At 37.5% G+C, this 13,637-nt stretch carries 13 protein-coding genes and 2 tRNA genes; 4 read left to right on the top strand and 11 right to left on the bottom strand.

Going from position 1 to position 13,637, the window contains the following annotated elements; translation table 11 throughout:
* Position 1: 1 nt before the first annotated feature.
* Positions 2-454 carry a JAB domain-containing protein gene (locus tag P8O16_RS06885; RefSeq protein ID WP_300312415.1) on the top strand — a complete coding sequence of 151 codons (453 nt, stop codon included), beginning with the start codon at positions 2-4 and terminating at the stop codon, positions 452-454.
* Positions 455-590: 136 nt separating this feature from the next.
* Here P8O16_RS06885 and P8O16_RS06880 read toward each other — a convergent pair.
* Positions 591-664: transfer RNA gene (locus P8O16_RS06880), tRNA-Arg, on the bottom strand.
* Between the two features lie 178 nt (positions 665-842).
* On the opposite strand from P8O16_RS06880, the gene P8O16_RS06875 reads away from it, so the two are divergent.
* Entirely contained in the window at positions 843-1,589 is a 747-nt protein-coding gene (locus P8O16_RS06875) for a porin family protein (protein WP_300312414.1), read from the top strand.
* A gap of 45 nt (positions 1,590-1,634) precedes the next feature.
* Here P8O16_RS06875 and P8O16_RS06870 read toward each other — a convergent pair whose 3' ends face one another.
* Positions 1,635-2,255, bottom strand: a complete 621-nt coding sequence (locus P8O16_RS06870; protein ID WP_300312412.1) for a PA-phosphatase — start codon at positions 2,253-2,255, stop codon at positions 1,635-1,637.
* Positions 2,255-3,709: an RNA polymerase factor sigma-54 gene (rpoN, locus tag P8O16_RS06865; RefSeq protein WP_300312410.1), complete on the bottom strand. Its 1,455-nt coding sequence runs from the start codon at positions 3,707-3,709 to the stop codon at positions 2,255-2,257. The genes P8O16_RS06870 and rpoN overlap by 1 nt, the downstream gene beginning before the upstream one ends.
* Positions 3,710-3,883: 174 nt before the next feature.
* On the opposite strand from rpoN, the gene asnS reads away from it, so the two are divergent.
* A complete protein-coding gene (asnS, locus tag P8O16_RS06860) occupies positions 3,884-5,335 on the top strand; it encodes an asparagine--tRNA ligase (protein ID WP_300312408.1) in 1,452 nt (483 codons plus the stop codon).
* A gap of 103 nt (positions 5,336-5,438) precedes the next feature.
* On the opposite strand, the gene P8O16_RS06855 is transcribed toward asnS, so the two are convergent.
* The 7 genes from P8O16_RS06855 to P8O16_RS06825 form a co-directional block, all read right to left on the bottom strand.
* Entirely contained in the window at positions 5,439-6,626 is a 1,188-nt protein-coding gene (locus P8O16_RS06855; RefSeq protein ID WP_300312406.1) for an MFS transporter, read from the bottom strand.
* A gap of 62 nt (positions 6,627-6,688) precedes the next feature.
* Entirely contained in the window at positions 6,689-8,158 is a 1,470-nt protein-coding gene (locus P8O16_RS06850; RefSeq protein WP_300312404.1) for an NAD(P)H-hydrate dehydratase, read from the bottom strand.
* Positions 8,158-9,474, bottom strand: a complete 1,317-nt coding sequence (locus P8O16_RS06845; protein WP_300312403.1) for an MFS transporter — start codon at positions 9,472-9,474, stop codon at positions 8,158-8,160. Before P8O16_RS06845 ends, P8O16_RS06850 begins: the two co-directional genes overlap by 1 nt.
* A gap of 65 nt (positions 9,475-9,539) precedes the next feature.
* Positions 9,540-10,004: a biopolymer transporter ExbD gene (locus P8O16_RS06840; RefSeq protein WP_300312401.1), complete on the bottom strand. Its 465-nt coding sequence runs from the start codon at positions 10,002-10,004 to the stop codon at positions 9,540-9,542.
* Position 10,005: 1 nt separating this feature from the next.
* Positions 10,006-10,644, bottom strand: coding sequence for a biopolymer transporter ExbD (locus tag P8O16_RS06835; RefSeq protein WP_300312398.1), 639 nt, complete (start codon positions 10,642-10,644; stop codon positions 10,006-10,008).
* Position 10,645: 1 nt separating this feature from the next.
* Positions 10,646-10,975 (bottom strand): hypothetical protein, encoded by a 330-nt coding sequence (locus tag P8O16_RS06830; RefSeq protein WP_300312395.1) that lies wholly within the window; start codon positions 10,973-10,975, stop codon positions 10,646-10,648.
* 55 nt (positions 10,976-11,030) lie between these two features.
* The gene (locus P8O16_RS06825; protein ID WP_300312392.1) at positions 11,031-11,840 is read right to left on the bottom strand and encodes a MotA/TolQ/ExbB proton channel family protein; all 810 of its coding nucleotides are present in this window, start codon (positions 11,838-11,840) and stop codon (positions 11,031-11,033) included.
* Between the two features lie 422 nt (positions 11,841-12,262).
* Here P8O16_RS06825 and P8O16_RS06820 point away from each other — a divergent pair, with 422 nt between their 5' ends.
* On the top strand, positions 12,263-13,441 hold the full coding sequence (locus P8O16_RS06820; protein WP_300312389.1) for a 6-bladed beta-propeller: 1,179 nt from the start codon (positions 12,263-12,265) through the stop codon (positions 13,439-13,441).
* A gap of 33 nt (positions 13,442-13,474) precedes the next feature.
* Here P8O16_RS06820 and P8O16_RS06815 read toward each other — a convergent pair.
* Positions 13,475-13,561: transfer RNA gene (locus P8O16_RS06815), tRNA-Ser, on the bottom strand.
* Positions 13,562-13,637: the final 76 nt, after the last annotated feature.

The raw sequence follows: 13,637 nt of genomic DNA, 5'->3' as shown, positions 1-13,637 counted from the left end.
CATGATGGAAAACTTTCTATATGAGCTTAAGCTCAGTTACCGAAGAACAGAAGAAAAAACAGCACACGGGTCAATCAGATCAAGTCAAGATGCCTTCAAAATCTTTGAAAAAGTATTTGACCAAGACCTGATTGAAGCGAGGGAGGAGTTTGTGATCCTTTACCTCAATAGAGCGAATACGGTAATCGGATACTACAAGGCCTTCCAAGGAGGTGTCTCCTCGGTGGTCGCAGACACAAAATTGATTCTCAGCATGGGTTTAAAAACACTTGCATCAGGAATCATTCTGGCACACAATCACCCCTCTGGAAGACTCACACCATCTGAACCAGACATCCGATTAACCAACCGCGTCAAGGAAGCCTGCAAACATGTTGACATGGAACTGTTGGATCATTTGATTCTCACAGCGGGTCAGGGTTACTACAGCTTTGCGGATGAGGGGAAGCTTTGAAGCAAAAACAAAAAAAGGGAGAAGCTTTTCGCTCCTCCCTTGTCTTTTTCGCGATCTGTGTCTCCCTCAGTTTTCGGAGGGTGACAAGAAATGGAGACAAAACGTTGTAAAATGTGCCTCTATTTCGCGTAACTTGTGACCTCGTCAAGATTCAAACTTGAAACCTCCTGAGCCGTAATCAGGTGCTCTATTCAGTTGAGCTACGAAGCCATATTGGAATGCAAAGGTACTTGGAAATCTTTTTTTTCCAAATATCATACTGCAATTAAAACCAGAAAAACTTAAAGATAATTCAGCTGCCTTTAGAATAATTAAGATCAAAAGAGGGGTAAATCATTAGGGATTTCCTATTTTTGCCCGCATCCAATGCCGAAAAAGTAACTATTTGATGAAAAAAATATTCTCCTTCTTACTTGCCTTAACCCTTTTTCAAGGAGCTTTTGCGCAAGAGACCGAAAAAAAACCAAAAAACCCGATTGGTGGTCGACCTAATATCCCAAGTGATTTGAAATTTGAATTTGGTTTTTCTCAGTTGAATAATCGACCAGCTGAAATGGGTGTGAATTTCTTTGCCTCACGTACTTTCAATGTCTATTACTCTTATCCTATTGAGATTTTAGGAAAAGGATCAGGAATGACTATGGACATAGGTGTTGGTGTTGGCACAGACAAATACGCATTCAATGATGACCAAAACTTATTTATGAATGAGGATTTAGGTCCAGAATCAAGCGAATTACTTCTAATAACTGATGTTTTTGGTGATAATATTCGGATCAACAAGAATGTGGTGGCCGCGAATTACTTTGATCTCCCAATTGATTTTACCTATCACTTGAACAAACCTAATTATTCACAGGGATTCAGATTCAGTGTAGGTGCTAAAATCGGATATTTATATAATTCACATACAAAAATTAGGTACGAAGATTCTACAGGACTCAAGCGACAAGTGAAAGATTCTCAAAATTATGGTTTTGAAAAATTCCGATACGGAATTAGTGTTAAAGCAGGGTCTCCTGGTTTTTATGCTTGGTCATATTTTGGATTAAATGATTTATTTCAAAGTGGCAAAGGTCCTTTTGCAAATCAAGCAAGTCAGATCAATTTTGGAATTGCAATAAATGTTTTCTAATTCGTAATGAATCAACTTTTAAACCGGATCTTAAGTCCGGTTTTTTTATGCCCACAAATACGAAAATCCTAAAAAGCAAACCAAAAATCCAAAGATTAACCCAACATAAACTTCTACCGGCCGATGCGCTGATAAATACATCCTCGAACTTCCAACTACACCAGTCAGCATAATTGTAAGCAATAATGGATAAAGGACTTCAAATGTTGGGAACTTGAATCCCAGTACCAAAACCACTGCTAAAAGCCCTCCCATCCCAGTCATATGGGCAGACATTTTCCAGAAAAACGTCACTAAAGTCAACACCAAGACTGTGGAAGTAATGATTCCGAGCACCTGCCAAAGAATAGGGTCAAGCTCAGACTTATCGTACAAAAAATAGAGAGTTAGCAAGTAATAAGCTGACGTGATGGAAAATGGAATGACTCGATCTTGAATAGTTTCCATATGAAGACTTTTCAATGTCCCGCTTAGCCTTAAGCCGAAAATAGTAATCATCGGTATTGCAAAAGTAGAAAGTACAATCAGGTAAAAGATTCTAGTCTTAAACTCCAAAGGCAAACTGGTGGATTCAGGTACCACAAAAAAGATTAACCCAAATACCAAAGTTGGGATAATTAGAGGTTGAAAGACAACTGAGATAAATAAAGAAAGTATTCGCTGCACTACAGTTCTTTTCTTAGCCTTGCTACTGGGATCTGAAGTTGCTCTCGATATTTCGCCACAGTCCTCCTTGCAATATTATACCCTCTTTTATTTAACATTTTGACCAACTTATCGTCTGAAAGTGGCCGTTTCTTATCTTCCTCATTTACCATAGTTTGCAAGACGGATTTTACTTCTCTATTACTGACATCCTCTCCGCTATCTGTAGCAATCCCTTCAGAGAAAAAGTATTTCAAAGGATAAACTCCAAATTCTGTTTGAATTGATTTACTATTGGCCACTCTAGATACTGTAGAGATATCCATATCGATCCTTTCAGCAATATCCTTCAAGATCATAGGTCTAAGGTTTGTCTCATCACCATCGATAAAAAATTCTTTTTGATACTTCAGAATAGCCTCCATAGTTCGAAGGAGAGTGTTTTGACGCTGCTTAATCGCATCAATAAACCATTTAGCAGCGTCTAGTTTTTGCTTAACGAAAGTAACCGTTTCTTTAAGCTTTTTATCTTTTTTGTCACTCTTATCATACGCATCAAACATCTCTGAATATGAGCGGGAAATCCGAAGCTCTGGTGCATTTTTGGAGTTGAGACTTATCTCAAACTTTCCACCTACTTGATTCAATATGAAATCAGGAATTACGTATTGTGTTCTTACCAGCCCTTCTGCTACTCCTCCAGGTTTTGGATTTAATTTTGTAATTAAATTCACTGCCTCTTTAATTTCCTCTTCTGAGAGATCGCATTTCTTCTGAATCTTGGAATAGTGTTTTTTTGTAAACTCATCAAAGCAGTCTTGAATTATCATCAGCGCATGCTGCACAGTGGGATCATCAGGGTGCTCTTTTCGCTCCAATTGAATAATTAGACATTCTTGTAAATTCCGGGCGGCTATTCCAGCAGGATCAAAGTTTTGGACTTTCCTCAGGATCTCTTCTACTTCATCAAAATCCGTTTCAATATTTTGACTGAATGCTAAGTCATTAATAATGGCCTCCAAGTCTCTTCGGATATAGCCATCATTTTCGATACTGCCTATAAGTTGTCTTCCAATAATTCGCTGCCGCTCATCTAATCTTAAAAAACTGAGTTGTGACAATAGTTGCTCATGCAAAGATGACTGGCTAGAAATTGGGATTTCACGATCCTCATCATCAGGACTGTAATTCCCATCTCCTTGCATTTTGTACCCACCATATTCATCATCTAAGTAATCATCGATATTTACATCACGGTCATCTGAAGAAAAATCCTCTTCGGAATTATCATCAAATTCATCCTCAGAATTATCAGAATCTTCGCTTTTGCCTTCTTCCAAAGCAGGATTAATCTCGAGTTCTTCTTCGATTCGAGTATCGAGCTCAGCCGTCGGCACCTGTAACAATTTGATAAATTGGATTTGCTGTGGGGAAAGCTTTTGAGAAAGTGATTGGCTAAGATTTAGCTTTTGCATTCAGAATTGGATTAAACCTGCTATTTGGGTTCAAAAAAGGCTTTTCCAAGTGAAAAAGCCAATAATTCAAAGTTAGGAAAAACGATCAATTTTTTGATAAAAAGCTGATTTAATCGTTTTTTTGCAATCCACAAAAAAACATCGGAGATTCCACTTCCGCAAAAAAATCACCACATGGCATTCAACAAACGTATAAAAATCAAAAATATCCTCGAACAGGCCCCTATTGACTCAGAGGTCACTTTAATGGGTTGGGTAAGAACTAAGAGAGGGAATAAAAACGTTTCATTTATCGCACTTAATGATGGCTCGACGATCACCAACTACCAAATTGTCGCAGATCCAACTGTAATTTCAGAAGAAATATTAAAAAAATGTAGCACTGGTGCCTGCCTAAAAATAAAAGGAAAAGTGGTTGCTTCTCAAGGCTCAGGACAAAGTTCAGAGTTGAATGCAGCATCAATTGAGGTGCTTGGTGAAGCGGACCCAGAGAAATATCCCCTTCAACCAAAAAAGCATTCACTTGAATTTCTTCGGGAAATTGCTCACTTAAGGATGCGCACAAGTACCTTTAGTGCAGTTTTTAGGGTTAGGCATGCTTTGGCTTTTGCTGTCAACAAATATTTCAACGATAAAGGATTCTTCTACATTCACACGCCAATTATAACGGCTTCAGATGCTGAAGGTGCTGGGGAAACTTTCAAAGTGACAACACTTGATCTAATGAATCCCCCTAAAAACACAGAGGGCAAAATCGACTTTAAACAAGATTTCTTCGAAAGAGAGACTAAATTGACTGTATCAGGCCAGTTAGAAGGTGAACTTGCTGCTATGGCTCTTGCTGAGATTTATACTTTTGGCCCTACTTTCCGTGCAGAAAACTCCAATACCACAAGGCATCTTGCAGAATTTTGGATGATTGAACCAGAGATGGCTTTTTATGATGCGGAGGACAATGCGGATCTAGCTGAAGATTTCTTGAAATATGTCATTAATTACGCTTTAGAAAACTGTCAGGATGATCTACTATTCCTAGAAAATAGATTGGTGGAAGAGGAGAAAAATAAACCTGCAGATCAGCGCTCCGAATTGTCTTTGATAGAAAAATTGAAATTTGTTTCAGAAAATGATTTCGTGAGAATAACCTATACTGAAGCGATCGATATTTTGAGAAATTCAAATCCTAACAAGAAAAAGAAATTCCAGTACCTAATCGATTCTTGGGGGGCAGATTTACAATCTGAGCATGAGCGATTCTTGGTAGAGAAGCACTTCAAAAAACCAGTTATTCTTACTGACTATCCAAAAGAGATAAAATCCTTCTACATGCGCCAAAATGAAGATGGAAAAACCGTTGCAGCCATGGATATCCTTTTCCCTGGAATCGGTGAAATTGTCGGAGGATCTCAACGCGAGGAAAGACTCGATGTATTGACCAAGCGTATGGAGGAAATGAATATTCCACAAGAAGAAATGTGGTGGTATTTAGATACTAGGAGATTTGGAGCTACACCTCATGCAGGATTTGGGCTAGGCTTCGAGCGAATGGTCCAATTTGTTACTGGAATGGGGAATATCAGAGACGTCATCGCATTCCCAAGGACACCGGGCAACGCAGAGTTTTAAAGAAAGATCCCCAGCTGAAAAGTTGGGGATTTTTTTTCGCCTGAATTATGCAATAAGGTTCATAATGGAGAGTGAAACAGAATATCTATTGCATATTTTGGGTTTAGCTCACGATTTCTACTCTTCGCGCTATAGGAATACAAAGCAAGCTAAATCCAATAGCTATGTAACCAACAACGTTAAAATTAGTCAATTCCCCAGCCGCATTCTCTCCAATAATAATCCCAGCGATCAACGAAGCTACGCCAGTGGCCAACTGCTGAATAGCCGAATTGAAACTCAAGAAGCTACCTCTGTTTTCTGGCTTGGATGTACCAGTAATAATCGCAGCAGCAGGAACATATCTTCCATTTGAAGTCACAAAAAACATAGTGGAAACCATTAGAACAAACGGAATTGGAGTTACGCCCAGATTAGTAATAATAGCAATTGGGATCACATTCAAAATCATGAATATGGTGAAAATCCGAAGCTTACCATACTTGTCTGAAAGCTTACCCACCCAGGGGGAAGTAAAGATCGTAAAAGCCCCACCTGCCATATAAATGTAGGTAAGCTGCATTTCAGAGAACCCCACGTTTGCAACGGTATAGGGACTTAAAAAAGGGATGATCATAAATTGCCCAAACATCATCATTACCGAAAGAGTAATCGCACGCATTTGATTTTGATTCCCAGTTACTCGTCTGATTACGACCATCGGATTTGGTCTTACAATATCATTTTTTAGATGTTCAGTTATATTAGGAACGTATCGGATTATCATCCCAAGGCTTAAAATAGACAATCCTGTTAATATGTAGAAAGGCATATGCCAATCAGATAAACTTGCAAGGAACAATCCCATAGGAACTCCCAAAACTGAAGCTACCGAAAATGCCGCCATTACTAAACCCATTGCTCTACCCCTCCTTGTGTCTGGAATCACATCTCCAATAATAGCTAGGATAAGAGCTGAAGTAAGTCCTCCAAAAAGACCTGAAAGAACTCTTGCAGAAAGTAATATTGGATAGGTAGGTGAAAGTGCGCAGCCAAAAGTTGAAATTGCGAATCCTACATAAACCCAAAGCAAAATCTTTTTCCGATCAAATCGATCCAGAAAGAAGGCTCCAAAGAAACTTGAAATCCCAGCACTGAAGGTATAGGAAGAAACCAATAACCCAAATTCTCTGGGAGAAATATCAAAGATCCTCATGAGCTGAGGGCCTAATGGCATCAGAATCATAAAATCTACAATGTGGATAAAGTTGATGGCCGCAAGGGTCCAGAGTAAAAGCTTTTCTTCCTTCATATTGAAAAATAACTAGTCCAAAAACCCCACCGAATACAGATAGTTTGTATAGACATAAGAATTCAGGAAATATTTAAGCGCAAGTATGTTTCTGGGATCTTATCGATAATATCTGATGCGATCAATCCTCTTCGCTTGGTTTTGGAAGCAATTTCTCCAGCCAATCCATGATGATATACAGCACATAAGGCAGCATTCTCAGGAAGATATCCCATTCCAAGGAAAGCTACGATCATCCCAGTCAACACGTCTCCGGCCCCGGCTGTCGCCATGTAATGTGTTCCGGAGGAGTTAAATATTTGTCTTCCATCTGGTAGACTTATGACCGTGTTAGCACCCTTCAAAACTAAAATCAAAGCATTATTTATGGCGAAATCTCTAGCTAGTTTTATCCGCTCAAAGTAGTTGGTTGAATCACCTACTAATCTTTTAAACTCCCCTAAATGAGGGGTGAGAATTGAGTTTTTTGGCAAGAATTTAATTAAAGAGGGTTTTTGAGCCAATAAATTCAATGCATCCGCATCCAAAACAAGTGGATGTTTGCTTGATTTTAACACTCTCTCAAATACAGAAATTCTGTTATCTGTCCCCCAACCTGGACCAATAGCTAGAGCATGAAATTGATCAAATTCCGGAAGAGAACCCCAAGTACACATCGCCTCTGGAACACTTCCTTGGATTATAGTTCGCTCTAACTCATCTAAATAACAGGTTACAAGCCCCGCCCCAGTACGCAAAGCACTTTTGCATGCTAAGAATAAAGCTCCCATTTTCCCTGGACTTCCTCCAATAATTAAACATTTCCCAAAGTCACCTTTGTAACTGAACCGGTTAAACTTTTTATGAAGCCTCATCAAGTCTTTTTCTTGAAGAAAATATTTATTCGAAGTCAACTTAGAGTCAACATCTGTAGTAATTCCAATATCCAAAACGACTAATTCCCCACAAAACTCAGCATAGTCAGGTGCCAAAAGGGCTAGTTTAGGAAACTGAAAAGTAACCGTTTTTGAGGCCTTAACTGCCTCAGTAGACCGATATTCATCAGCGTATAAACCGGACGGCATATCTACACTTATTATTTCCCCTTCAAACCGGTTTAGAAATTCAATCCTTTCTTTTGCAGACTGCCTTAAATTACCTTTTAAACCAACACCAAGAAATGCATCAATTAGAATTCCTTGGGATTGAAATAAAAAATTCTTCCAATCATAAATATCTATTTCTTTCGAAATTAAATCAAAATTGATCTTGGTATCACTGCTCAAATCAGCAATCGAATCAAATAGTATGATTAATTTTAAATCATATCCATTCTCTTTTAAAAGTCGGGCTATAGCAAGTCCATCCCCTCCATTATTCCCACTTCCAATTGCTACATACAAGATAAAACTCTTCTCGTATTTTTGCTCTAGAAACCAATCTACAAACGATTGAGCAGCACGTTCCATTAAAAGATAACTACTCATACTTGTCCGTTGCAGATATTCTGCATCAAGAATTTTAACCTGATTTCCAGAAAAGATTTCTTGCATCACAATTCACTTTGAAATTCTAAACCTTTTTTAGGGATACTTACTAACAACAAAAAACCTAACCCTACCAAAAAGAAAATGCCAAGAGAAAGAGCACTATTTCTCATATTTCCTGTAAGCTGTTCGATAAAGCCATAAGAAAAAGTACCCAAAACTATAGCAATTTTTTCAGTGACATCATAAAAACTAAAATAAGAAGCATGATCTGTAGTTTGCTTTGGAATCAATTTAGTAAATGTAGATCTAGAAATGGATTGAATTCCTCCCATAACCAACCCTACCACGAAAGCTAAAGCAAAAAACTCATAAACGGTATAAACATAATAAGCGGCACCACAGATTCCAGTCCATATAAAAACCATAATTACTAAACTTATTTTATTACCTAGCCTCTCAGATATAAAAGCAAAAAGAAAACTTCCGAAAATAGCGACGATTTGAATAATAAGAATTGTTATGATTAATTGATCTCCAGGAAGTCCAAGCTCCTTGTCTCCAAAGGTAGCGGCAAGGTACATAACCGTTTGCACCCCCATCGAATAGAAGAAAAAAGACGCAAGAAAACGAGACATCACTTTTATCTGTCGTATTTCATTGAATACTTTCCTGATTTCCTGATACCCTTTTGCCAAGAACTCTTTTTTAATTTTTTTATTAAAAACATTTTTAGGCAAAATTCGAAAAGGAATCTGCGAAAATCCTGCCCACCAAATTCCTGTAATCAGGAATGAAAATCTAGGAGCAAAACTTTCATCTGAAAGTCCAAACCATTCTGGAAACGTAATCATTACCAAATTAAATATCAATAAAATTACACTCCCTATATAGCCTAAGGCAAATCCTTTTGCACTGAGATGATCATATTCACTTTGGATAGATATTTCTGGCAAATAGGCATTATAAAACACAATACTTCCAGCATAGCCAATACTAGCAAGGATGCTACAAATAATCCCAAATTCCAGATTACTCCCGTCAAAAAAGAATAATGCAATACATGCTAAAGAACCTAAATACGCGAAAAACTTCATAAACTGAAGTTTTTTACCACTAGCATCGGCGATTCCGGACAGTAAAGGTGAAATCAAAGCTATAATGAGAAAAGAAAAAGAAATTGAATAAGAATATAAAACAGTATTAATCATCTTAAACCCAAAAAAATCAACAATCCCAGAACCATCAATACCTTTGGTGACACTGTTATAATAGACAGGGAAAATGGTAGAAGTTATCACTAAACTATATACCGAGTTTGCCCAATCATACATCGCCCAAGCATTTTGGACCTTTTTAGTTCTAACGGAAGCTATTTGCATTTGCTTTAAATAAAAAAAGCTATCCCTTTAACTGGGATAGCTTTGAATATAAATAATATTTCTTATTAGTCCTTTACTACTTTTCCAATCGCGGCATAGAGCACTCTACGAGCATCTGCTTCTCTAAGCTCATACTGAACATCAGAGATAGGGCCCATTTTCACATCTCTATCAGCTTTTATTGAGATAGTAATCAAACCTCGATCTGCTTCTGGTAGCATATCCCTTTCCTGATTAACCCATTGTCTAATTCCTGAAGGATCAAGTAATGCATCATTAGCTTGCACTCGCGGTTCAACTCCAAAAAGAGCAGTATTCTTAGGCTTTCCAACGAAAATATAAGATATCAACGTCTTCTTTTGAAGTTTCTGAAGTTGTGTTGCTGATGGAATTTTTTGCTCTACTAATATTTCTTGCTCCCTCAACACAGTTGTTACCATGAAGAAAAACAAAAGCATGAAAACAATATCAGGTAGGGACGCAGTAGATATACCTGGTTCGGACTTGGGCTTTTTCTTAAACTTTGACATATTAGTTACCTCCTAGTTTATCTGGTTCTGCAATTGAAATCGCCATAGGGATTCCTTCTTTTCCTCGGTCTTGAAGACTTACCTCAGCATCATCCTTTCCAGTCAGAGCCCTGTATTCATCTGTGTCTAGATTAACTCTAGCAGCATAAATGTCGAAATAGGCTTTTTTCACCAAATCAAACACTTCAAGGTAAGTTTCATAGGATGTACCTCTGTTCGTCTTGATCGAAACAACAGCTTCTCCCGGGTCGTCAGATGATTCAGGCAATCTTTTGGACAATGCCTTCAATGAAGGAGGCAAACCATTAAACAACTGAACCGCCTCTTCATCTGTAGGACTTCCAAAATTCAAGATAAACTCTTTTACCTGCAAATCTAATCCTTCGGTATCTGAATATTCACCTTCCACTAGAAGTTGATCATTAGCATTGATCAGAATGGTAAATATATTCCGCTCATTCACCTGAATATCAGGAGGTGGGACCTTGGGATCAAGTTTCGGTGGTAAGATATTCAAGATACCCTTATCCGAAGCGATTGTTGTAGTGACAAGAAAGAAGATCAGGAGCAAGAAGGCGATATCTGCCATTGAACCTGCATTGACCTCTTGACTTGGTCTATTTTTCTTTCTAGCTCCCATATTATTTTATTGCTTTTGTTACCTCAGTCACTAAAATGCTGCCTATAGCAACAAGTGAAAGAACATAAGTAGTGATTAGCATTCCCCCTACTACTTGAGATCCTTGCGGGGTCAAATTGAAAGGATCAGCTTCGAATTTTGGAAGTACTTCATTGCTTGAAATTGAATAAGCGATGAAGAACAACACTACGATCCCTACAATACCAACAATCGTTTTGAGCAAACTCTTTGGATCATCCAAAGAATTAATTAGAGGCATAACAACTGCCACAATTGCACCGATTAGAATTAGTAAGTAGCTTCCGTATAATAAGATGTCATAAGTATCCATAATGTAGCTCTTAGATGTTAATTGAATAATTTGAAAATTTACAAGTTTGTTGGGCTTATTTGCCAGTCAACTTGTGCTTTACCAAAACGTCAACCAAAGAGATGGAAGCATCTTCCATATCATTCACCAAAGAATCGATTTTAGATACAAGATAGTTGTAGAACAACTGAAGAATGATTGCAACGATCAAACCTGCAACAGTAGTCAAAAGGGCGATTTTAATACCACCAGCTACCAATGAAGGAGAGATATCACCTGCTGCTTCGATGGAGTCGAAAGCACCAATCATACCAATTACAGTACCCATGAAACCCAACATTGGGGCAAGTGAGATGAAAAGAGAGATCCAAACTAGACCCTTTTCCAATCTACCCATTTCTACAGAACCGTAAGCAATAATAGATTTCTCTACCATTTCGATTCCTTCTGAGTATCTCATCAATCCTTGAGTAAAGATGGAGGCAACTGGACCTTTAGTGTTCTTGGTCACATCTTTTGCAGCTTCAACACCGCCGGAAGTAAGTGCATCCTCAACTTTAGCCAACAATTTCTTGGTGTTGGTTGTAGAAAGGTTTAAAGTGATAATTCTTTCCAAGGCAACTGCAAGACCTAAAATCAAACAGATAAGTACCGGAGTCATATAAAGAGGATCTCCCTCAATAAATTTCTCTTTAACTACTTGGTGGAAGCTTTGCTCCTCTGCAACGATTTCATCGTCTACAATGGCGGGAGATGCAGCAGGTTCCTCTACTACAGGGGTGGTTTCTTCTTGAGCTGCTGAATCAGCTGCTGCTTCTTGTGCGTTAGCGAAAGCAGGTACAAATAGGATTCCTGCAAGCATGAACAAAGCGATTAACTTTCTCATAATTTGAATTTTAAATAGACTTTTAGATAAAGGTTAAATGGTTTCTACACTAAAATCGAGTCTTAAAGTTATCATTTTTTAATTTCAAAAAACAATCTCCTTCAACAGATTTTTTTTAAAAATGATCCATTTAAATCGTGATGAAGCGAGTTTTTACACGAACGGACTAAATTTAAATTAAATCTGAAATAGGCTAAGAGCTCCAAATTCGACGGTAAGGTTCTTATTTTTTCGCAGAAACAAAAATAATTACCTCACTGAATCTGAACCTTTTTTTAAATGGCAAAAAATCGAGTTCCAAAAGCCCTATCAATCATGGGTTTTAGCTGTATTTGGGACAAAAAAAATTATTCTTAACCTTTGATAAAATCAAATTAAATACTACGTTCAATAGATTTTTTTACAGTTATTAAGTTTATTCAATGATTTTATCTTTAGATCGCTGGCATTTATTAGCTCTATTATTTCTGAGTATTCCTATTTTGTTCTCCTGTAATGAAGCTCCTGAATCTTTAAATAACACTACTGTTGAAATAGACCTTTCGAAGAGTAGTTCCGCTAAACTTTCAGACTTTTTTGAACGCCTAGATTATGTTTTATTGGATTATTCTGATGAAAAGCCTATTGTTTCCCCATATAAGATGGCCTTTTCACAAGACCGCTTTTTTGTGGAAAGCAGAGAAAATGCAAGTATTTTTATTTTTGATTGGGAAGGAAAGGTTAAGAAAATCATTCAAAATTACGGTGATGGCCCAGGTGAGTTTAGATTTATAGATGGACTTTTTCTACAGGACTCCATTTTAAATGTATATGTGAGACACAAGTTGGCAATACTCAAGTTCACAATGGATGGTGAGTCTATTTCAGAAGAAAAAGTGTCGATTGCTGATGATTTTCACTTTGGTAAAGAATTTAGAATTAGCCATATCCAAGATGGTGATGGAAAAGATCAGAAAACATTTTTCAGAATTTCTAAAAATGACACGATAGGATATGTCTCTATTCTTCCAGGACATGAAGGATTCTACTCCTTTGCCTCTCCAGTTGGTTTTATTAAGGATGCTTCAACAGGAAAAATTTATTTTAAGGAATGGTACTCGTATGCTGTTCAAGAATTTGATAGCTCTGGATTCTATTTGAACACGATCAATTTTGATTTTGGGCGCCACAATTATCCTGAAGAATTACGATTAAACTTTATAGAAAAACCTAGAGAGGCGCAAGAATACCTGAAAAATAACCCAATCATTCGTTCCATTAATAGTTTCTTTGCCTTTGATAAGAAGTTTTTCTTAACAGTCAGTCATTCACCCAAAAAGAGTTATTGGATTTTTTTAGACAAAGAGTTTATTCCCAATGCTATCATAGACGAATTAGAGAATGATATTGATGGAAGTCCAATAAAAATGAGAACCTGGACCCAAACCAAGACTCAAATCGTTTATCAAATCGACTCCAGACAATTCTTCAATGATTATGTGGAGACTTTTAATGATCAGCAGGTAGAGATTTCGGAGGGGAATATTCATGACTTCTTTGCAAAAAACAGAGAAAAGCTTAAACAAGAAAAGTATGTATTGGTGCTCTTAAAAGTGAAATAAAAAAGCCAATCTCATTTCTGAAATTGGCTTCTGCAGAGAGGAAGGGATTCGAACCCTCGATACCCTCACGGGTATACACACTTTCCAGGCGTGCTCCTTCAACCACTCGGACACCTCTCTGTATAAATAATTAGATGAAGTCGCTGAATTGGAGTGCAAAGAAAAATATTATTACCCCCCTTTCCAAACTTTCCCC

It is taken from the genome of Algoriphagus sp. (assembly GCF_029254265.1).
Classification (GTDB): Bacteria; Bacteroidota; Bacteroidia; order Cytophagales; family Cyclobacteriaceae; genus Algoriphagus.
This window is presented reverse-complemented; position numbering and strand designations above follow the sequence as displayed.